Genomic DNA, 20,874 nt, shown 5'->3' on the forward strand with positions numbered 1-20,874 from the left:
ACCAGGTGCGGCACACACTGTCCGCGGCCGCCGACTGCTGACAGCGTGATCGCCATGACCCAGCACACCACTCTGATCACCGGCGTCACCCACGGCATGGGGCGCGCGCTCGCGCTCGACCTGGCGCCCCGCGGCGGCACCCTCCTCCTGCACGGCCGGAAGGCCGAACGGCTGGAGGCCGTGGCGGCCGAAGCCCGGGCCGCCGGCCCCGGCACCACGGTCCGTACGTATCTCGCCGACCTCTCCGACCTCGACCAGGTGCACGCGATGGCCGCGCGGATACGGGCCGCGGAGCCGCACCTCGACGGCCTCGTCCACAACGCGGTGGCCGGGGGCGGCTCTCGGCCGCTCGTCCGGGAGCTGAGCGGCCAGGGTCATGAACTCCGCTTCGCGGTCAACCACCTGGCTCCGTACGCGCTCACCCGTGCCCTGCTGCCGCTGCTCACCGCCTCGGCTCCGGCGCGGGTCGTCAACGTCGCCTCGATGGGGCAGGAGGCAGTCGATCTCGACGACGTGATGATGGAGCGCGACTACGAGGGCCTGCGCGCCTACTGCCGCAGCAAGCTGGCCATGATCATGGCGACCTTCGAGCTGGGCGCCGAACTGGCGGCCACCGGAGTCACGGTGAACGCCCTCCACCCGGCCCATCTGATGGACACGCCCGCCGTCCGCGCCTACGGCCTCACGCCCGTCACCACCACGGAGGAGGGCGTCCGCCCGACCGTGCGGCTGCTCCTGGACCCGGAGCTGGCCACGGTCACGGGCCGATACTTCGACCAGTTCACCGACGCGCGGGCCCACGACCAGGCGTACGACCGCGGGGTGCGCGAGCGCCTGATGAAGCTGACGCACGACCTGATCGGAACGGCGTGACGACCACGGTCGTACGGACGCGGGCGCGGCGCCGTCACCCCCTTGCACCGCGCACCGCGACGCGCCGCCCGCCGCACAGCAGACTCACTCTCAGTGATGCCCCTGAAGAGCCGAAGACGGATCGACACGGAAGAGAGCCATGAGCGAGAAGCCCACCATCGTCCTGGTCCACGGTTTCTGGGGCGGCGCCGCCCACTGGGCGAACGTCATCGTCGAGCTGAACAAGCGCGGCTACGACAGGATCCACGCCGTGGAGAACCCGCTCACCTCGCTCGCCGACGACGCCGAGCGCACCCGCAAGATGGTCAGGCAGGTCGACGGCCCCGTGGTCCTCGTGGGCCACTCGTACGGCGGCGCCGTCATCACCGAGGCGGGCGACCTCCCCCACGTCACCGCCCTCGTCTACATCGCGGCCTTCGCGCCCGACGCCGGGGAGAGCCCGGGCGGGATCACCGAGGAGAAGCCGCCCGCCGCCTTCGCGAACATCGCCCCCGACTCCGACGGCTACCTCTGGATCAAGCAGGACAAGTTCCACGAGAGCTTCGCCCAGGACCTCTCCCCCGACGCGGCGCTCGTCATGGCCGTCACCCAGAAGGCGCCGCTCGCCTCCGCCTTCGGCGACAAGGTCACCGCGCCGGCCTGGCGGAACAAGCCCGTCTGGTACCAGGTGTCCACCGAGGACCGCATGATCCACCCGGACAACGAGCGCCGCATGGCCGCGCGCATGAACCCGCGCAAGACCGTCGAACTCGACGCGAGCCACGCCTCCCTGGCCTCCCGCCCCGAGGACGTCGTCAACCTCATCGAGGACGCCGTGAACGGGACCGCGGACTGAACGGACCGCCCTCGCGGACCGGGCCGCCGCCGCGTTCCCGCGCGTCGGGGGCCCGGTTTGTCGCGTGGCGGCCCGGTCCGGTCGCGCGGCGGCCCGGTCCTGTCGCGCGGGCCTGACGGGTGATGTTCGCGCGGGTCGGCTCCGCGTCGGCCGCCGCGCGGGCGGCACCGGCGAATACTCCGGCCATGAGACCACCCCGTTCCACGCCCAGGGCGCGCCGTGCCGCGACCGCCGCCCTCGTCGCGCTCGTCACGCCGAGCGCCCCGGCCACGGCGGCCGGCACCCCGGCGGCCGACCCCGGTCACCGCCGGCCCTGCGTCGCCTCCCGGCTGCCCGACGGCGGCCCGGCCCGCGACATCCTGCGGATCGCCCAGCAGGCCAAGGCCGACATGGGCCTCGAGTCCGTGATCCTGCGGGTCACCGCCGACGGCCGCGAGATCGTCACCACCGCGCTCGGCGAGTCGATGACGGGCGTACCGGCGACGCCCGCCATGCATTTCCGGAACGGCAACATCGCCATCAGCTACATGGGCACCGCGCTGCTGCGCCTCGTCGACCAGGGCAGGGTCGGTCTCGACGACCCCGTCACCCGCTGGCTGCCCGGGCTCCAGGACGGCGACAGGATCACCCTGCGCATGCTGGCCGCCTCCACCACCGGTCTCGTCGACTACGTCCGCCTGCCCGAGTTCCAGCAGGCCGTCTCCGCCGACCCCTTCCGCCAGTGGACGGCCGAGGAGCTGGTGAGGCTCTCGACGAGCAAGGAGCGGTGGTACGAGCCGGGCACCAACTGGAGCTACTCGCACGCCAACTTCGTGCTGCTCGGCGCCGCTCTGGAGAAGATCACCGGGACCCGTCTGGACGTCCTGCTCCAGCGGGAGGTCCTCGGCCCGCTCCGCCTGCGCGAGACCCGGAACGGCTTCACCCCCGACATCCCCGAGCCCGTCCTGCACGCCTTCACCTCGGACCGGGGGACGTACGAGGAGTCCAGCTTCTGGAACCCCTCGTGGACCACCGCCCCCGGCGCCGTGGAGACCACCGACATCTGCGACCTGGCGAGCTCGGCCGCCGGCATCGGTTCGGGCCGGCTGCTCTCCCCGGCCGCGTACCGGGAGCTGCTGAACCCGGGGACCGTCGGCCTGGGCCACGCCACCGCGAGGTGCCCGGCGACGGTCTGCATCGCGCAGACCGAGGCCACCCACTACGGCATGGGCCTGCTCGTGCTGGGCGACTGGGTGTCCCAGCACCCGTTGTTCTTCGGGTACTCGGCGTCGCAGGCGTACCTGCCGTCGGAGCGCCTGTCCATCGCCGTCTCGACCACCAACGGCCCGGACGCCGCGGACGGCCACACGGCGCACGTGATCACCCAGCGCATCGCCGCCGCCCTGGCCCCGGGCCACCCCATCCCCGACTTCGGCTGAGCCCGGACGTCGGGGTCCGCGTCAGACCGCCGCCGGCTCCCCGTCCGGCGCGTGCCCGGCGGCCTCGGCGGCGGTGTGGGCGGACGCGAAGGTGAAGGCGCGGGGGGAGGGGCCGTGCGCCCGCAGGTGCGCGAGCCGTTCCACGGCCTCACCGACGGTCGGCACGTGCCCGGCGGGGACCCACCAGAGCACCAGGTGCGCCTCGACGTGCCGGTGGAACCAGTCACGGCGCTTCCGCATGACCTCCAGGTGCCCGCTGCGGTAGGCGAAGTCCCACAGGGCCTCCTGGGTCTCCCACACCGACAGGTTGACGATGACGTCGTCGCCCAGCGGGCGCAGGCCGGTGGCGTCGGCCTCCCCGTCCTCCACGAGCCGCCACACGAAGCCGGGGGCGGCGTCGGCGGCGTCGTTGACCGGATCGAGCATCTCGACGAACGGCGCCACGCGCGGGTCGTCGAGGGGGAAGCGGAGCTTGGCGACGTTGAGCTGCGCGAGGTGCGAAGCGGGCGTGGGTGTGGTCATGGCCTCATCCCAGCACGGGTCGCTTTTCTATGTCAATCATCGTTGTTTTTAGAAGCCTCGACGATCACGCAGCACTCCCCCGGCCGGGCGTCCAGGCGCGCACGGACGGGACCCTCCTCCCCCAGCAGCCCTTCCAGGAGGGCGAGGTTCATGCCGCAGACGAGCGGCGGGAAGCTCTCGGCGACGGCATGGAAGGGGCAGTTGCGCATCCGTACGACCGGACCGGCCCCCTCCTCGGCACCCTCCAGATACGGCTCGTAGCCCCGGGCCGCCAGCGTCTCCACGGCCTGGTCGAGGCCGCCGCAGGGCCCCGCCGAACCGCGCAGGGACTCGCCCCTGCGGCGCGCCGCCGCGCAGAGTCCCGCGTCGAGGCCGGCCAGCTCGGCGGCCTCGGCGAGCAGCTCGGCGGCGGTGCGGTAGTCGCGCGCGGGGAGCGACACCGAGCGCTCGCCCCGCGCCCGGGTGTACACCTTGGCGGGACGGCCGGCCCCGGGACCCGAGCGCCCGGAGAGCCGGCGGCTGCCGCTCTCGAGGAGTCCGGCGCCGGTCAGCTTGTCCAGATGGTGGGCGGCGAGCGTGCGCGCCACCCCGGTGGCCTCGGCGGCCTCGTTGCGGCCGACCTCGCGGCCTTGTGCCACCACATATTCGTACAGGCGGCGTCGTACAGGGTCCTGCAGCACCGCGATCGCGTCGATGTCCTCCACGCGCCCATTCTAGGAACAATGCCGATTGGCGATAGAAACGGGCGGCCCGTCCGGCAGCGGGCGTCACGCCCGACGGGGCCGGCTCCCGCGCACCCGGGTGTTACGTTCGCCCCTTCGGACGACCGGGAGCGTGTGGTGACAGAAGCGACGGAGCCGGAGCCGGGAGCGAAGCCGCGCGTGCGGAGGGAGCCTCGGCAGGCGCGCAGCCGGGCACGGGTCGAGGCCATCCTCGGCGCGGCCGACCGGCTTCTCTCCCAGGAGGGGTACGAGGCGCTGACGATGCGGCGGATCGCCGAGGACGCGGGCGTGCCGGTCGGCAGCATCTACCAGTTCTACCCGGACAAGGGCGCCGTGGTGGACGCGCTCGGCCGGCGATATCTGGAGGGTTTCGGAAGCGCCATCGACGAGCTCGTCGAGCGGGCCGTCGAGGGCGAACTGACCGATCTGGTGGGCACGATGGTCGACGTCTACTCCGAGTTGTTCCGGTCCCAGCCGGGCGGCATGGCGCTGTGGGCGGGGCGGCATCTCAGCCCCGAGCTGGCCCGGGCCGACGAGGCGAGCAACGCGCTCATCGCCGAGGGCCTGCGGCGCATCGTGGAGCACCTGACGGGCGGGCCCGGCGGTGAGCCGGTGCGCCGGGCGACGCGGATGGTGGTGTGGGCCGCCAACGCCGTGCTGCACGAGGTGTTCAAGGGCGACGGCGAGCCGGACCTGGAGACCGTGGACGAGCTCAAGCGGATGCTGGACTGCTACTGGGTGGACCTGCGCGGCCGGCTGGCCGCCGCCGAGGGGTGAATCCGCCGGGTCCGGACCGTAGAACGTGAACGAGTGTTCATGTTACGTTGCGGCCCACCTCGGACGGCGAGCAGCGAAGGCAGGTGCCCGTGACAACCAGCCCCATCGATCCCACCGCACTCCCCCGGCCTCCCCGGCTCCCGGCCGGCTTCGTCTGGGGCGCCTCGACCGCCGCGTACCAGATCGAGGGCGCGGCGGACGAGGACGGCAAGGGACCGTCGATCTGGGACACCTTCGTGCGGCGCCCCGGGGCCGTCCGGGACGGCCACACCGGCGACGTCGCCTGCGACCACTACCACCGGTTCGACGAGGACGTCGCGCTGATGCGTCGACTCGGGCTCGACGCGTACCGCTTCTCGGTCTCCTGGCCGCGCGTCCTGCCCACCGGTGCGGGCAAGGTCGAGCCGCGCGGCCTCGACTTCTACGACCGGCTGGTCGACGCGCTGCTCGGCGCCGGGATCGAGCCCACGCCCACCCTCTTCCACTGGGACCTGCCGCAGGCCCTGGAGGACGAGGGCGGGTGGCTGAACCGCGAGACCGCGCACCGGTTCGCCGAGTACGCGGCGGTGACGGCGGAGCGGCTCGGCGACCGGGTGAAGCGGTGGATCACCCTGAACGAGCCCTTCGTGCACATGTCCTTCGGCTACGCCTTCGGTGTCCACGCCCCCGGGCGCGCCCTGATGCTGGACGCGCTGCCCGTCGCACACCACCAGCTGCTCGGCCACGGCCTCGCGACCGCGGCGCTGCGGGCCGCGGTTCCGGACGGTCAGGTGCTGATCGCCAACAACTGCTCGCCCGTGCGCCTGCGCCCGGACGCCCGGTCGGAGGAGGACGCGGCGGCGGCCTCGGCCTACGACGCCCTGCACAACCGCCTCTTCAACGACCCGGTCCTCCTCGGGAGTTACCCCGACCTCTCGGCGTACGGCATGTCCGACCCGAGCTGGGGAGGCGTGGTGCGCGACGGCGATCTCGACGTCATCGCCGCGCCGCTGGACGGGCTCGGCCTCAACTACTACAACCCGACCTGGGTCACGGCCCCCGCCGATCCGGCCGCGGGGCTGCCCTTCGATCTGACCGAACCTCAGGAGGCGTACCGGCGCACCTCGTTCGACTGGCCGGTCGTCCCCGACGGGCTCACGGAGCTGCTCACCGGCCTCAAGGACCGCTACGGCGACGCCCTGCCCCCGGTGTGGATCACGGAGAGCGGCTGCTCGCAGCCCGCCGGGCCGGACGACCGGGAGCGCATCGACTACCTCGCCGGACACATCGCCGCGGTCGCGGACGCCGTCACCCGGGGCGTGGACGTGCGCGGCTACTTCACCTGGTCGCTGCTCGACAACTTCGAGTGGGCCGAGGGCTTCCACCAGCGCTTCGGCCTCGTCGAGGTCGACTTCGCCACCCGACGCCGCACCCCCCGGGCGAGCTTCGCGTGGTACCGCGACCTGATCGCCTCCCAGCAGCCCTGAGCGACGGAGTCATCATGGCCCACGCCCCCGCGGAGGACGCGGCGGCCGCGGCGGACGGCGCCGCCGTCCTCGCCGAGCCCACCGTCCCGGTCAAGGCCGGGTGGACCGCGAGCCTCTCGCTGGCCACCCTCGCCGTCTTCATGGCCTTCATGACGCCGATTCAGATCCTGCTGCCGCTCCAGCTGGAGCACATCGACCCGCAGGACAAGAACACGGCCCTGTCGCTCGTCACCGGCCTCGGCGCACTCGTCGCGGTCCTCGCCAATCCGCTCGCGGGTGCGTGGTCGGACCGGACCACGAGCCGGTTCGGCCGACGCCGGCCCTGGATCCTCGGCGGCGCCCTCGCCGGGGCGGCGGGCCTCGCGTTCACCGCGTCCCAGCACACCGTGGCGGGAGTCGCCGTCGGCTGGTGCCTCGCGCAGGCGGGGCTCAACGCGATGCTGGCCGGTGTCACCACCCCGATCGCCGACCGCGTGCCGCTCACCCAGCGCGCGGTGGTCTCCGGCTGGACAGGCCTCATGCAGTCCATCGGCCTGGTCCTCGGGGCGCTGATCACCACCCTCCTGGTCACCGGCGTCCGGTCCGGCTACGTCACGCTCGCCGTGCTCACCGTCGTCCTCGCCCTCCCCTTCGTCCTGCGCCAGACCGAGCCGGCCCTGCCCCGGGCGCTGCGCCCCGCCTTCGACGCCCGCGCCTTCGCCCGCTCGTTCTGGGTGAGTCCCCGGCGGCACCCCGACTTCGGCTGGGCCTGGCTCACCCGGTTCCTGATCAACCTCGGCAACGCCCTCGGCACCCTCTACCTGTTCTACTTCCTCGCCGACGCCGTCCACTACGGCGATCCCGGCACCGGCGTGCTGATCCTGACGGTGGTCTACACCCTCTGCGCCGCGCTCACGGCGATCCCGGTGGGGGTGCTGTCCGACCGCTCCGGACGCCGCAAGGGGTACGTCGTCCTCTGCTCGGTGGTGATGGGCGCCGCCGCGCTGCTGCTCGCGCTGCTCCACACCTGGCCGTCCGCCCTCGCCGCCGCGGCGGTCCTCGGCGCGGGCTACGGCGTCTACCTCGCCGTCGACCAGGCCCTGGTCACCCAGGTCCTGCCCGAGGCGGCCGACCGGGCCAAGGACCTCGGCGTCATCAACATCGCGAACTCCGGCCCCCAGGTCCTCGCCCCCGCCCTCGCCTCTCCGGTCATCGCCCACCTCGGCGGGTACACCGGCCTGTACGCCACCGCGGCCCTGGTCATCCTCGCCGGCGGTCTGCTCGTCCATCGCATCCGAGGTGTGGCCTGACCATCCGGGGTGCGACCCGGCCGTCCTCGGTGCCGCCCGGCGCGGACGCCCGGCACGGGAGGCGTCCCACTGACTGAAATTGTTCATTCAGAGTCTTGATCCCTGTTGGCCCCTATGCGAGATTCGGCGCACCGCAGCGCGGGCAGACGGCTGCGGTTCGTCCGGATACACAGGAATCGCTGCGGGGAGAGGTCTCCAACATGCCGGTCCAGCACACCCCCGGGGAACGACTCGCGATGGAGAGGCGCACCATCGAGGTCATTCCCGACGCCGAGCGGCACGGCACGCCGCGCAGTCAGTTCACGCTCTGGTTCGGCGCCAACATGCAGATCACCGCGATCGTCGACGGCGCGCTGTCCGTCGTCTTCGGCGCCGACGCGCTCTGGGCGATACCGGCCCTGCTGATCGGCAACGTCCTCGGCGGCATCGTAATGGCGCTGCACTCCGCGCAGGGCCCGCGGCTCGGCGTACCGCAGATGATCTCCAGCCGCGCGCAGTTCGGCGTCCACGGTGCGGTCCTGCCGCTGCTGCTCGTGATCCTCATGTACCTCGGCTTCGCCGCGACCGGCAGCGTGCTGGCCGGCCAGGCGCTGTCCGAGATGCTGCACATCGACGACGCGCGGGTCGGCATCCTCGTCTTCGGCGTACTGACCGCCGTGGTCGCCGTCACCGGCTACCGGCTCATCCACGCCGCCGGCCGCGTCGCCACCGTCGTCGGCGTGCTCGGCCTCGGCTATCTGCTGGTACGGGTGTTCACCCAGTACGACGTCGGCGCCCACGTCGGGAACAAGGGATTCGAGACGGCGACCTTCCTGCTCGCCGTGGGACTCGGCGCCGGATGGCAGCTGACCTTCGGCCCGTACGTCGCCGACTACTCGCGCTACCTGCCCCGCGACACCAGCACCCGCGCGACGTTCTGGTCCACGTTCGCCGGTTCCGTCATCGGCTCCCAGTGGGCCATGACCCTCGGGGCGCTCACGGCGGCCGTGGCGGGCAAGGCCTTCCTCACCGACCAGGTGGGCTTCCTCGGCGACCTGGCCGGACCCGCGGCCCTCGCCTTCCTCATCTACCTGGTGATCGTGGTCGGCAAGCTGACCGTCAACTGCCTCAACGCGTACGGCGGCTTCATGTCCATCCTGACGACCGTCACCGCCTTCGACGGCCGCTCACGGATCTCGGCCACCGCCCGCGCCGCCTACATCGTCGGCTTCACCGCGGTGTCGATCGGCATCGCGCTCGCCGCGAGCGCCGACTTCCTGAACAACTTCAAGAACTTCGTGCTCCTGATCCTGATGGTGTTCACCCCGTGGAGCGCGATCAACCTGGTCGACTACTACCTGGTCTCCCGCGAGCGGGTCGACATCCCCGCCCTGTACGACCCGGAGGGCCGCTACGGACGCTGGAACGTCACCGCGCTGACCTGTTACGTCGTGGGTGTCGCCGTACAGATCCCGTTCCTGGCCACCAAGCTGTACACCGGAGCGATCACCGAGAAGCTCGACGGCGCCGACATCTCGTGGATCGTCGGCCTGCTGGTCACCGCGGCCCTGTACTGGCTGTGGGTGCGGCGCACCGCCGACCCGCCCGCCGAGACCGTCCACCCGGCGGCCGGCGACGACGACCGCACGGCGGCGACGGTCGGCTGATCCGTACTCAGCTCACGGGCGGGACATCCGCCCACAGGGCGACGGCGTCGGGCGAGAGCGGTGCGAACGCTCCGCCCGGCGCCTCGTCACCCTCGTCCCACCACAGGCCCTGTCCGGCGGCCAGGGGGCTCTGCCCGGTCCCGGCCCGCCAGCGGCCGTCCAGGACGTAGAACACCCCGGCGTGGCCGCCGGGCGGCACGACGGGCCCGGTCACCCGGGCCACCCGGGCCGCCCGGCGGCCACGCCGCACCATGATGTTGAACGCCCGGCAGGCCCCGCCCCGCAGCTCGGCGGCGAGCTCCAGGTCGCCGGGGAACGCGAGGGGCTCCCCCGCGCGCGCCGTCCGGTCGAACAGCCCGGGGGCGCTCAGCCGCACACCGTCGCCCGCCACGAGGGTGAACGTCCGGTCGACCCCGGGGAACGCCGAGAACGGCCCGTCCCGGTCGATGTCGGCGACGCTCGCCCGCCACTCGAACTCCTCGCCGCCCACCGGCCACGAGACGATCTCCCTGGTGGCGCCCCCGCCGTTCCGCCACCGGCCCGCCACCAGGCTCTCGACGTCGAACTGGTGCATGCGGGCTCCCGTGCTGCGTGCGGTACGGCCGCGGATCACCCCCGACGGCGCATTCGAGGCCCCAGTGTGGCACGCCTGCGCACCTGCCGGACCGTCACCTTCCGCACGGTCGCGGTCACCCTCAGGAGTGATACATCGGGCGGTCGACGCGGCCACGAGGACGTGGGCAGAGGCGCGATACGGGGCCCGTTCGCACTGAGCCCGTATGCACCATCCCAAGTGGCAGGCGCTTCGGAGGCAGCTGACGGTGAGCCATGTCGCCGCGTATGAAGAGCCGACAGTGGGTCAGCTGACGCGGCGTACGGAAGGAAGTTCAGCGATGCGCTCTGCCCGCATTCTCTTCGCCGCGGCCGCCACCGCCGGCACCCTGGCGCTCGCCGCACCCGGCGCCTACGCGATCACCGCAGGCGACTGGGACGGCTCCTCCCAGAGCCAGGAAAGCGACCACGACAAGGGCGACAAGCCCGAGAAGGAGCACGACAAGGGCGGCTGGGAGAAGGAGCACGACAAGCCGAAGGGCGGCATGCACACCGGCTCCGGCGCCCTCTCCCTCATCGGCGGCGACGAGTGGTCGAAGGAGCAGGACAAGGGTGACAAGGGCGACAAGCCCGAGAAGGACCACGACAAGGGCGGCTGGGAGAAGGAGCACGACAAGCCCAAGGGCGGCATGCACACCGGCTCCGGCGCCCTCTCCCTCGTGAACGCCGACGACTGGACCAAGGACACGGAGAAGGACAAGCAGAAGGACTGGAGCAAGGACACCGAGAAGGACAAGTCGAAGGAAGACGGCGGCTACAAGCCGGAGAAGCCGAAGGGCGGCGTCCACACGGGCGGAGGCGGCCTCGCGAGCAGCACCACGAACGTGACCGGCGCGGCCCTGGTCGCCGGTGGAGTCGCCGGGTTCGTCCTGTACCGCCGCAGGAAGGCCGCCGGCGCGGCTGCGTGAGAAGAGCGGACGCAGGGGCCGCCTCCCGGACGGCGGCCCCCGCGTCCGGCCTCCCGCACCTCCGTACCCCACCCATCCCGGATCTTCCGCCCGAGTCCGAAGGAGCCCCTGGTGTCGACCCGACCGGATCCCGCTGAGGCGGGAGCCCCCCGGCGATTCCCGCGGTGGGTGGTCCCCGCCGTGTTCTGGACGCTGGTTCTCGCCGTGCTTCTGCTCGTCCTCCGTCCGGGGATGTCCGACCAGGACACGGAAGCGCCGGCCCGGCCCGCGGCCGCCGCCGAGTCCGGTCGCGCGGCCCCCGCCCCGTCGTCCCGCCCCGGCGCCTCGCGCCACGCCTCGCCGAGTGCCGCCCCGGCGGCCGGTCCGTCGATGCCGAGGTCGGCTCCCACCCGTCTGAGGATTCCCAGGATCGGAGTGGACGCGCCCTTCGTCGGTCTGAAGATCGGTTCGTCCGGTGCGCTCGACCCGCCCCCGGCGGACAACACGAACCTGGTGGGCTGGCAGGAGTCCGGCATCTCCCCCGGCGAACTGGGGACCTCGATCATCGCGGGCCACCTGGACACGGCCACCTCCCCCGCCGTCTTCGCCCGGCTCGACGAGCTCAAGGCCGGAGACACCTTCGAGGTGAGTCGCGCCGACGGCACCGAGGCCGTGTTCATGGTCGATTCGGTGGAGGAGTTCCAGAAGGACGACTTCCCGGATCAGCGGGTCTACGAGGACACCCCCAACGCGCTCGTCCGGCTCATCACGTGCGCGGGCCCCTACGACCGCAAGGCGAAGGACTACACCGAGAACCTCGTCGTCTTCGCCCACCTGGAGAAGCCCACCGACTGACCCGGAGCCGGTCCGGCGTCCGCGCCACGATCGCCCTCCGAGCCCAGGCCCGCCTCGGGTCCCCGGCTCAGAGGGCGATCGTGGCGCGCACCAGCGTTCCCTCTGCGGACCCCCGTACCGACGTGGCCGTGGCGTACGCCTCGACCAGCGCGAGGCCCCGGCCGAACGAGGCGTCCATGTCCACGTCCTCGCACCGCGGTGCCGTACGCGGCTGCCAGCGGCCTCCGTCACGGACCGAGACGGTCACGAAGGAGTCGTCCGCCTCGAACATCACCGCGAGATCGGGACTGCCGCTGTGCAGGACCACGTTGGTGGCCAGCTCCGTGACGATCACGGTGAGCGCTTCCTCCGCCGCCTCGGACAGCCGCCGCCGGCGGGCCACCGATCGCGCCAGACGGCGCAGGAGCGGCACGGAACACGGCGTCGCCGCCACCGCGCTCACGGCCAGCAGCCGCCTGGTGCGGGAAGGCGCCGGCGCGAGCTCGCGCCGCGGCGCCTCGACGGTTCCCCGGGGCGCACCGGCGGGGCTCGGACGGGTCATGCTTCTCACGCCGGACTCCTGCCTGCGCGGCCGATCGCGTCGGAAGCGGGCCCCGCCGACCCGACGGCCGTGGGGGCCTTACCGCACCCACGCTGCCCGCGGACCGGGGCACGCGGCAATCAGGGCAGACTGAGTACGGATACCCAAACAATTGGGCGAAGGTCCTGAAGACAGGGTGACGCGTCATGTCCGACACCGCCGGAACCGCGGACGAGGCCGAGGCCACGCTCCGCGGCAGGCTCAGGGCGGCGCTCTCGGCCGAAGCGCCCGGCCGCCCCCTGCTGGTCCTGGTCGAGGGCCCCGCGGGAACCGGCAAGAGCCGGCTGGTGGAACGGCTCCGGGAGGCGGCGCCCGACACGGCCCGCCGGGTGGCACTCGGCGAGCCCCTGCCCGCCGACCGGCCGGTTCTGCTGGTCGTCGAGGACGTGCACCGGGCGTCCGCCGAGCACGTCGCCGCGCTCCGGGCCCTGCTGGCCGACCCGCCCGCCCACCTGGTGTGCCTCCTCAGCTGCCGCCCGGAGGAGCTGCCCGTACCGGGGCTGATCCTCGGGCCGGACACGGAGTTCCCGGCGCGTCTCACGGTGGTACGGCACGTCGTCGGCCCCCTGGACCTCGCCGCCGTGCGCCGGAGGGCCGTGGACGCGCTCGGCGCGGACCGGTGTCCGGCCGGGCTCGCCGAGGCCCTGCACCACGCCTCCGGCGGTGTCGCCCAGACCGTCGCCGATCTGCTGGACCTGCTGACCGCCCGGGGCCCGGCCGCGGGCCAGCCGCGCCCCGCCGACGTGGCCGGGCTCGGCACGCCGCCCCGGCTCGCGGCCCTCACGCTGCGCCGCGTGGTCGCCGTGCCCGAGGAGCAGCGTGCGATCGTGCTCGCCGCCGCCGTCCTCGACGAGCCCGCGACCGCCGGGGAACTCGCCGCCGTCGCCGGGCTCGCCACGGCGCCGGGCCGGGACGCGCTGCTGACCGCCGTGCGGCGGGCCGCGCTCGACGTGCACGGCGAAGGCAGGTACGGCCTCTCCTCACCGCTCGCCGCCGACACCGTCCGGCGCTGGACGCCCGGCCCCGTCCTCGAACTGCTGCACCGGAGGGCCGCGCGCCTGCTGGCCACGCGCCAGCCGGTCCCCTGGGAACGACTCGCCGGTCACCGCCGTGCGTGCGGCGACGAACGCGGATGGCTCGTCGCCGTCGAGCGGGCCGCCCAGCGGTTCGAGGAGGACGGTGAGCAGCAGCGCGCCGCGCGCCTGCTCGAATCGGCGCTGGCGACCGGTCCGGTTCCCCGGCACGCCCGCCCCCGCCTCGCCACGCTCCTCGCCCGTTGCGCCGTGGTGGGTCTGCGGTCCGACCAGACGCACGACGTGCTGCGGCACATCGTGGCCGACGCCGGACTTCCGCCGGCCGTCCGGGGTGAGATCCGCCTGGACCTCGGTCTTCTGCTGTGCAACCAGATGGGCCAGGTCGTCGAGGGGAGGGCCGAGCTCGCGCGGGCGGTGGACGACCTCGCCGGCCGGCCGGTGCCGCTGGCCCGGGCGATGGCGGCACTCGCCATGCCGTACGGGCCGGACGCGCCGTTCGCCGAGAACATCGCCTGGATCGAGCGGGCCGTGAAGGTCGCCGACGCGTCGGGGGACCCCGTCATCCGGGCCGCCGTCGCCGCCAACCACGTGAGCGTCCTGCTGAACAGCGGCGACCCGGCCGCCTGGCCGCTGATCGACGGTCTTCCCCGGGACAGCGAGCTCGTCGGGTGCCGGCAGCACGCGGCCCGGGGACTGTGCAACGCCGCCGACGCGACGGTGTGGCTCGGCCACTACGAGCGGTCGCGCGACCTGCTGACCGAGGGAGTGGCCCTCGCGGCCCGCAGCGGCGCCGCGTACGCCGAGCAGACCGGACACGGCTGCACCCTCGTCCTGGACTGGGCGACCGGGCGCTGGCCGGGGCTCGCCGCCCGGGCCCGCACCTTCGTCGACGAGGCCGGCAACATGCCCTACCTCGTCGCCGACGCCCGGCTGGTCCTCGGCCTCCTGGCCCTCACCCGCGGTGAATGGGCCGACGCCGTCGACCATCTCACCGGGCCGGGCGCCGCCGACCTGGACAGCGGCCCGGTCCCCATCTCGGCGGCGGCCTCCGGCGCCCTGATCAGACTCGCGCTCGCCCACGAGGACGTCGACGCCGCCGCCTCCGAGGCCGCGGCGGCCTGGGACCGGCTGCGCACCAAGGGAATCTGGCCCTGGGCCGCCGAGCTGGCTCCCTGGGCGGTCGAGGCGACCGTACGCGCGGGAGCCACGGACACGGCCCGTGAGATGGCCGCCGAGTTCGCGGGCGGTCTGGACGGCAAGGACGCCCCGTCGGCCGCCGCCGCCCTCGCGTGGACCCACGCCGTCCTCGCCGAACGGACGGGGAGGACGGCCGAGGCCGAGGCCGCGTACGAGCGGAGCGCCGCCGCCTACACGGCCATCCGCCGGCCCTATCAGGCGGCCCTGACCCGCGTGGGCGCGGCCCGCTGCGCCCTCACGCAGGACGGCGACAGCGCCTCCGCCGTCGCGGTGCTCGCCGACTGCGCCACGGCCTTCGACACGCTCGGCGCCACCTGGGACGCCGCGCGCACCCGCTCCGAGCTGCGCCACCACCGTCCCGTCGCGGAGCCCCGCCCGCCCGGCCGTCCCCGGTACGGCGACCTGTTGTCCCCGCGTGAGGCGGAGGTCGCCGAACTCGCCGCCGCGGGGATGACCAACCGGGAGATCGCCGCCACGCTCCATCTGTCTCCGCGGACCGTCGAGCAGCACGTCGCCCGTGCCATCCAGAAGAGCGGCGCGCTCTCACGGCAGGGCCTCGGGCAGGCGCTCAAGGGGGCCGGGAATTGATTGCGTATCCGTGATGATCCCGTTCCGGACAGACCGGGAGCCCCTCTTCGCGCCATGATCGCTTCGGGCGGCGCCGCACTCACACCCCGTGCGGCGCCGCAACGGGCCTGCCACCCGCCGGGCCCCCGCAGCTGCCGCCCAAGAGGCGCGCCGTGCCCCTTGCTGCCCGCACCGATCCCGCCTACCTTCTGGTAACCCCTACGACCGGGAGCGATGCCGACATGCCTCACCCCACGGGAGACCGGAGGCTGCGGATCGCGGTGTTCGGCGCGGGCAGCATCGGCTGCTATCTCGGCGGCCACCTCGCGCAGCACGCCGACGTCACGCTGATCGGGCGGCCCTCCGTACTGGACGGGCTGCACGGAGGGGTGACGCTCAGCGGCGGAGGCCGCCCCGCGGTCCACCTCCCCCGGCAGCGGCTGACGCTCACGACGGAGCCGGACGCGGTGGCCGGCGCCGACTGCGTCCTGGTCACCGTGAAGTCCGCCGCCACGGTGACGGCCGGACGGGAACTGGCCGGACGGCTCCGCCCGGACGCCGTCGTCGTCAGCTTCCAGAACGGGCTGCACAACACCCGGCTGCTCCGGGACGAGCTCCCGGGCGTCACCGTGCTCGCGGGCATGGTGCCGTACAACGTCGCGCGGACCGCACCCGACACCTTCCACCAGGGCACGGGCGGGGCTCTGATGCTCGACGGCGGCGCCGCCTCGGCACCGCTCGTGGCCGCGCTGACCGCCGCCGGGCTGCCGGTCGAGCCGCGCGACGACATGCGCGAGGTGCAGCACGCGAAGCTGCTGATGAACCTCAACAACGCGGTGAACGCACTGTCCGGCCTGCCGCTGCGGGAACAGCTGGGCGCGCGCCCGTACCGGAGGTGTCTCGCACTGTGCCAGGAGGAGGCGCTGGCCGCCTTCGCCGCGGCGGGAGTGCGTCCGGCCCGGCTCGGCCCCGCACCGGCCCGTCTCATGCCACGGATCCTGCGCCTGCCCGACGGCCTGTTCCGCCGCGTCGCCGCCGCCGGCCTCCGGGTGGACGCCCAGGCGCGGTCCTCGATGTGGGACGACCTGGAGCAGGGGCGGGCCACGGAGGTCGACGGCCTCCAGGGCGAGGTCGTGGCCCTGGCGGAACGGCACGGTCTGACGGCACCCGTGAACGCACGGCTCGCGGCCCTGGTCCACGAGGCCGAACGCCCGGGCGGCCGCCGTTCCTGGTCCGGCCCGGAGCTGCTCGGCGCGCTGCGCCGGGCCTGAACCGACCGGCCCCGGTTCAGCCGGACGCGGGGGTCGCGGTCGGTTCGAGGAGGCGTCGCCGGAAGAGGTCGAGGACCTGGTCGAGCGCCTGGCGGGTGGGCTGGCCGGGTGCGTCGACGAGGTGCTCGGTCAGGACGGAGTGGGGCGGCAGCAGGCCGTCGGGGTTCGCCGAGTCGTCGTCGAGTTCCACGCCGACGAAGGCGTCCCCCAACTGCTCCCGGAGGTGGGCGAAGCGCGCTCCGGGGGCGAGGCGGTCGCCGCGGAAGCGCAGCCCGAGGACGGTCAGGCCCTCCTCGCAGCGCCGCCGGACGGTCCGCAGGTCGTCGGGTGAGATGTCGATCGAGCGGCGGTTGCGGTCGGTCACGGCCAGCGGGAGGGACGGCTGGCAGAGCACGGGCGCGAGGAGCCGGTCGTCCGTCGCCATGGCCAGGGCGAAACCGCCGGTCAGGCACATGCCCAGGGCCCCGACGCCCGGGCCGCCGCACCGTTCGTGCTCCTGGGCGGCCAGGGCGCGCAGCCACCCCACGACCGGGGAGGTGCGGCCGGCGGCGAGGAGGGTGAACTCCCGGCTGACGCACACCTGGGCGGCCGCGCGCAGGCCGGTCTTCGCGGCCCCCGCCCAGCCGTGCGCCTTCGGGTCGGGATCGCGCCCCGCGGTGCCGAACAGGTCGGGCAGGACGACGGTGCAGCCGATGTCCCGGACCTGACGCGCGAACCGGGCGACCTTCGGGGTGATGCCCGGGATCTCGGCCATGACGATCACGGCCGGACCGGTGCCGGAGCGCAGCACCCCGTGGGTGCGCCCCCCGTGCGTGAACCGTTCGTGGGTGAAATCCGGCAAGGCGTCGTCGGGCACGTGTCCTCCAGTTCCCGGAAGGGGATCGCCGTACGCGCGGGCATGCCGGCACCCGACACGTTACCCGCCGGTAGCTCCGCCCGCACCCCTTTCCCATGAGCGGCCGGAGGCGGCCCGGCCACCCCTGTTGATCGGAATTGTGACGTGCGTCTTGCAGTCGCATGACAGCCGCCTGCGATTGCTTCCCGTGGCGGAGACCGTGGGCCGGCAGAAGCAGCCGGGGTCCGTGCGCCCGGGCGACCGCGACGGACACCGCGGTCGCCCGGGCGGCCTCCCTCAGTTCTTCGGTACGACGGGGGCCTCGCGTATCCCGAGCAGCGTGCAGCCGGTCTCCGTGCTGATGCGGTGGACGCTGCCCGGCTCCTCGATCACCAGGTCGCCGACCCGGTAGCGGTCGCCGTTGTCGTTGAGCAGCTCTCCCTGGAGGACGAACATCAGCTCGTAGCCCAGGTGCTCGTGCAGATCCCCGTGGGCGCCCGGATCGAAGCGGATGAGCTGGGCCGTCGCGGGCCGGTCGTCGTCGGTCTCGTACAGGGCGTGGAGGGCGGTGCCGGTACGGCCCGGCTCCCGCCAGCGCCGCCATGCGGCGGAGTCCAGCGCCTCGGGGGACAGCAGGTCGCGCAGGACCGTCACGCTGCGCTGCGTACGGTTGCCGACGGGGTGCGGCGTCGTGGGCACGTCGGTGTTCTCCCTCTGCTTCTGCCGGTGCGCGCACGCGCGGACCGGTGTCGTGCGGTGGTTCCTCGGCCCGACCAGGTTCGCCGGAGGGAGGCGGCACGTCATCGCTCATCGGAGGAGACGGCGGGTCCCGCTCCTCCGGAGGAGTACGTCCATCGGCCGAGGTCCCGGCCCGCGGGCCGACGGGCCCGGGTCAGTCCGCCAGACGCAGCCCGAACGTGCCGGCCAGGCCGTCGGCGCCGTCCTCGGTCACATGGACGACCCGGGGGCTGGAGCCGTAGCGCAGCCAGCCCAGGGCGAAGAGCCGTGCGGTGAGTGCCGCGCCCACCGCGCCCGCGAGGTGGTGCCGCTGTTCGCTCCAGTCCACGCAGTAGCGGATCAGCGGCCGGCGGGCCGGCAGCCCGTCCAGGTCGAGGCCGAACCGGGCCAGCGTCTCCCGGCCGGTGTCGGTGAGGCGGTAGTCGACGTCGTGCCCGTATCCGGAGGCGCCGTCGCGCACCGACCGCCCGGGGTGGTGGGTGCCGTCGTGTCCTGCGAGCAGGCCGCCCGTGAGCAGGGACTCCAGCAGGGTCACCCCGAGTTGGCCGGCGAGGTGGTCGTAGCACGTGCGGGAACGGCGCAGGGCGCCGGCGGTGCTGCTCTCGCGCAGCGAGGTGACCGGGAGGGGCGGCGCGATGACGGCCAGCGCCTCCAGGGCGAGGCTGACGTCGGGGTTGGCCAGGCGGTAGTAGCGGCACCGGCCGACGCTCTCCATGTCGACCAGCCGCGCCTCGACGAGCTTGCCCAGATGGGCGCTCGCCGTCGCGGCGCTCACGCCCGCCTCGGCGGCGAGCACGCCGGCGGCCAGCGCGCGTCCGTCGCTGAGCGCCTTCAGCATCCGGGCGCGGGACGGATCGGCGATCAGATGCGCGGCCCTGGCGATGTCGGGCTGGTGGTGCACCTGGTCCCGGCGTCGACCGGTCGTCGTCCTTGCCATGCGGCAAGCGTACTCCGGCGACACTTCGACAGGCGACGAAGTGTTGCGCCCCGAGACTGGATCTCATGACCTCCACGGATCCCTCCCTCTCCCCGGCGCGCACCCCCGACGCGTCCGCCGCCCCGCCGCCGGGCCCCCCGCCCCTGTCGCTCCCGCCGCTCATCGCGCTGAGCCTCGGATACTTCCTGGTGATGCTCGACGTCACGGTGGTGAACGTCGCCGTGCCCGCCATCCAGGACTCGCTCGACGCCGGACCCTCGGACCTGCAGTGGATCGTCGACGGGTACAGCGCCTTCTTCGCCGGGCTGCTGCTGCTCGGCGGCGGACTCGGTGACCGCTTCGGGCACCGCACGCTGTTCCTCTCGGGTCTCGGGGTCTTCGCGGCCGCGTCGGTGGGCTGCGCGCTCGCGCCCTCGGCGGGGGTCCTGATCGCCGCCCGGCTGGCCCAGGGTGCCGGGGCCGCGCTGCTGGTGCCCGCGTCGTTCGCCCTGCTGCAGGCGGCCTATCCCGACCGGGCGCAGCGTGCCCGGGCGGTCGGCTACTGGGGTCTCGTCTCGGCCGTGGCCTTCGGTGCCGGGCCGGCGGTCGGCGGCCTGCTGGTCGCGGGGTTCGACTGGCGTGCGGTGTTCTGGGTGAACCTGCCCGTGGCCGCGGTGGCGGTGCTGCTGACCCTGCGTCACGTACCGGCCCCCGGCAGGCGGGCCCGGGCCGGCCGGATGGATCCGGCCGGTCTGGTGCTCGGCGTGCTCGGGCTGCTCGGCGTGGCCGGCGCGCTCAACGAGGCGGGGTCGGCGGGCTGGACCTCGCCGGAGGTGCTGGCCCTGTTCGCCGGGGGCGTCGTGTGCCTGGCCGCCTTCGTCGCCGTCGAACTGCGCCTGGAGAAGGGCTCGTCGGTGCGGCCCGACGGCAGGCGGCCCCTGCTGCCGCTGTCGCTCTTCCGCGAGGTGCGGCTCTCGGCGACGATCGTCATCGGCCTGCTGCTCAGCTTCGGCTACTACGGGCTGCTCTTCGTCGCCACGCTGTACTTCCAGCAGGAGCGTGAACTCAGCGCGCTGAGCACCGGGTTCGCCCTGCTGCCGTCGGTCTGCATGGGCTTCCTCGCGGCGCCGCTGTCGAGCCGGCTGACCGCGCGCACCGGTCCGTACGTCCCGATGGCCGGCGCGCTGCTGCTCGGGAGCGCCGGTTTCCTGGGCTGGCTCGCCGCCGGTCCCGACACCCCGTATGCGGTGCTGCTGTTCGCGCTCATGGCGACGGGTCTCGCGACGCCGGTCACCGTGGTGGCCTCCACCGTGGCCGTCATGGAGGCGAGTCCCACGGAGAAGGCGGGCACGGCGTCCGCGGTGTTCAACGTGTCCCGTCAGGTGGGCAGCGCGCTGGGGGTGGCCCTCTTCGGCACGCTCCTCGGCGCGACGGGCGGCCTGATCGGCGGGCTGCACACGTCGGCGGTCATCGCCGCGGTGGCGTTCCTGCTGGCCTCGGTACTGGCCGCGGTCACCGGGCGCCGGGCGGACGCCGCCCGCGCCGGGTGACACCGCGCCCGTCCCGTCGCCCCGGGCGGCGGGCCCCGACGCGTCCGGCACGGTCCGGCCGCCGACGGGCCCGCCGCCCGTTCTCGTGACCGTCCGCGCGCGCGGCCGGCGTATCGGCCCGGGCAGGGGTCCGGCGCGCGGATGATGATCTTTCCTCGGCAAGGATCTCCCCATCCGCGCCGCCAGGGCGTAGGCTGCGGCAGTCGATCGGGCAGCATCTCGGACAGGTCTCGGACGGATACCCGCGGGTATTCTGAACGGCGTTCCGCGATATCGAATGCGAG

Annotated in this window: 19 protein-coding genes; 12 read left to right on the forward strand and 7 right to left on the reverse strand. The window is 73.7% G+C overall.

Going from position 1 to position 20,874, the window contains the following annotated elements:
* Window positions 1–54 precede the first annotated feature (54 nt).
* The 3 genes from IE237_RS24035 to IE237_RS24045 all read left to right on the forward strand — a co-directional run bounded on the left by IE237_RS24035 (window position 55) and on the right by IE237_RS24045 (window position 3,126).
* Complete coding sequence (locus IE237_RS24035; RefSeq protein ID WP_189804172.1) at window positions 55–873, forward strand: SDR family NAD(P)-dependent oxidoreductase; 819 nt, start codon at window positions 55–57, stop codon at window positions 871–873.
* Between the two features lie 139 nt (window positions 874–1,012).
* Window positions 1,013–1,708 carry an alpha/beta hydrolase gene (locus IE237_RS24040; RefSeq protein ID WP_189804173.1) on the forward strand — a complete coding sequence of 232 codons (696 nt, stop codon included), beginning with the start codon at window positions 1,013–1,015 and terminating at the stop codon, window positions 1,706–1,708.
* A gap of 185 nt (window positions 1,709–1,893) precedes the next feature.
* A complete protein-coding gene (locus tag IE237_RS24045) occupies window positions 1,894–3,126 on the forward strand; it encodes a serine hydrolase domain-containing protein (RefSeq protein WP_189804174.1) in 1,233 nt (410 codons plus the stop codon).
* Between the two features lie 21 nt (window positions 3,127–3,147).
* On the opposite strand, the gene IE237_RS24050 is transcribed toward IE237_RS24045, so the two are convergent.
* Complete coding sequence (locus tag IE237_RS24050; protein WP_189804175.1) at window positions 3,148–3,648, reverse strand: DUF3291 domain-containing protein; 501 nt, start codon at window positions 3,646–3,648, stop codon at window positions 3,148–3,150.
* Between the two features lie 32 nt (window positions 3,649–3,680).
* Window positions 3,681–4,352, reverse strand: a complete 672-nt coding sequence (locus tag IE237_RS24055) for a helix-turn-helix transcriptional regulator (protein ID WP_189804176.1) — start codon at window positions 4,350–4,352, stop codon at window positions 3,681–3,683.
* Window positions 4,353–4,487: 135 nt separating this feature from the next.
* On the opposite strand from IE237_RS24055, the gene IE237_RS24060 reads away from it, so the two are divergent.
* The 4 genes from IE237_RS24060 to IE237_RS24075 all read left to right on the forward strand — a co-directional run bounded on the left by IE237_RS24060 (window position 4,488) and on the right by IE237_RS24075 (window position 9,548).
* Entirely contained in the window at window positions 4,488–5,147 is a 660-nt protein-coding gene (locus IE237_RS24060) for a TetR/AcrR family transcriptional regulator (RefSeq protein ID WP_189804177.1), read from the forward strand.
* A gap of 83 nt (window positions 5,148–5,230) precedes the next feature.
* Entirely contained in the window at window positions 5,231–6,613 is a 1,383-nt protein-coding gene (locus IE237_RS24065; RefSeq protein ID WP_189804178.1) for a GH1 family beta-glucosidase, read from the forward strand.
* 14 nt (window positions 6,614–6,627) lie between these two features.
* Entirely contained in the window at window positions 6,628–7,902 is a 1,275-nt protein-coding gene (locus tag IE237_RS24070; protein ID WP_189804179.1) for an MFS transporter, read from the forward strand.
* A 200-nt stretch (window positions 7,903–8,102) separates the two neighbouring features.
* A complete protein-coding gene (locus IE237_RS24075) occupies window positions 8,103–9,548 on the forward strand; it encodes a purine-cytosine permease family protein (RefSeq protein ID WP_189804180.1) in 1,446 nt (481 codons plus the stop codon).
* 7 nt (window positions 9,549–9,555) lie between these two features.
* On the opposite strand, the gene IE237_RS24080 is transcribed toward IE237_RS24075, so the two are convergent.
* Complete coding sequence (locus IE237_RS24080; protein ID WP_189804181.1) at window positions 9,556–10,122, reverse strand: HutD/Ves family protein; 567 nt, start codon at window positions 10,120–10,122, stop codon at window positions 9,556–9,558.
* A gap of 319 nt (window positions 10,123–10,441) precedes the next feature.
* Between IE237_RS24080 and IE237_RS24085 the strand changes: the two genes are divergently transcribed.
* Together IE237_RS24085 and IE237_RS24090 are read left to right on the forward strand one after the other, a co-directional pair.
* The gene (locus IE237_RS24085) at window positions 10,442–11,068 is read left to right on the forward strand and encodes a hypothetical protein (protein WP_189804182.1); all 627 of its coding nucleotides are present in this window, start codon (window positions 10,442–10,444) and stop codon (window positions 11,066–11,068) included.
* A gap of 111 nt (window positions 11,069–11,179) precedes the next feature.
* Complete coding sequence (locus tag IE237_RS24090; RefSeq protein ID WP_370468254.1) at window positions 11,180–11,902, forward strand: class F sortase; 723 nt, start codon at window positions 11,180–11,182, stop codon at window positions 11,900–11,902.
* A gap of 67 nt (window positions 11,903–11,969) precedes the next feature.
* On the opposite strand, the gene IE237_RS24095 is transcribed toward IE237_RS24090, so the two are convergent.
* Window positions 11,970–12,443: an ATP-binding protein gene (locus tag IE237_RS24095; RefSeq protein ID WP_189804279.1), complete on the reverse strand. Its 474-nt coding sequence runs from the start codon at window positions 12,441–12,443 to the stop codon at window positions 11,970–11,972.
* A gap of 185 nt (window positions 12,444–12,628) precedes the next feature.
* Between IE237_RS24095 and IE237_RS24100 the strand changes: the two genes are divergently transcribed.
* Together IE237_RS24100 and IE237_RS24105 are read left to right on the forward strand one after the other, a co-directional pair.
* Window positions 12,629–15,301 carry a LuxR C-terminal-related transcriptional regulator gene (locus tag IE237_RS24100; protein ID WP_229842855.1) on the forward strand — a complete coding sequence of 891 codons (2,673 nt, stop codon included), beginning with the start codon at window positions 12,629–12,631 and terminating at the stop codon, window positions 15,299–15,301.
* Window positions 15,302–15,522: 221 nt separating this feature from the next.
* The gene (locus IE237_RS24105; RefSeq protein WP_189804183.1) at window positions 15,523–16,551 is read left to right on the forward strand and encodes a 2-dehydropantoate 2-reductase; all 1,029 of its coding nucleotides are present in this window, start codon (window positions 15,523–15,525) and stop codon (window positions 16,549–16,551) included.
* A gap of 16 nt (window positions 16,552–16,567) precedes the next feature.
* Here the strand turns inward: IE237_RS24105 and IE237_RS24110 are convergent, their stop codons facing one another.
* From IE237_RS24110 to IE237_RS24120, 3 genes are all read right to left on the reverse strand, one after another.
* On the reverse strand, window positions 16,568–17,407 hold the full coding sequence (locus IE237_RS24110) for a dienelactone hydrolase family protein (RefSeq protein WP_189804184.1): 840 nt from the start codon (window positions 17,405–17,407) through the stop codon (window positions 16,568–16,570).
* Window positions 17,408–17,683: 276 nt separating this feature from the next.
* Window positions 17,684–18,085, reverse strand: coding sequence for a cupin domain-containing protein (locus tag IE237_RS24115; protein ID WP_229842856.1), 402 nt, complete (start codon window positions 18,083–18,085; stop codon window positions 17,684–17,686).
* Between the two features lie 193 nt (window positions 18,086–18,278).
* Window positions 18,279–19,061, reverse strand: a complete 783-nt coding sequence (locus IE237_RS24120) for an ArsR/SmtB family transcription factor (protein ID WP_189804186.1) — start codon at window positions 19,059–19,061, stop codon at window positions 18,279–18,281.
* A gap of 65 nt (window positions 19,062–19,126) precedes the next feature.
* On the opposite strand from IE237_RS24120, the gene IE237_RS24125 reads away from it, so the two are divergent.
* Entirely contained in the window at window positions 19,127–20,590 is a 1,464-nt protein-coding gene (locus tag IE237_RS24125; RefSeq protein WP_189804187.1) for an MFS transporter, read from the forward strand.
* The last annotated feature ends 284 nt before the right edge of the window (window positions 20,591–20,874 follow it).

Source organism: Streptomyces tanashiensis (genome assembly GCF_014648895.1).
Lineage (GTDB): Bacteria > Actinomycetota > Actinomycetes > Streptomycetales > Streptomycetaceae > Streptomyces > Streptomyces tanashiensis.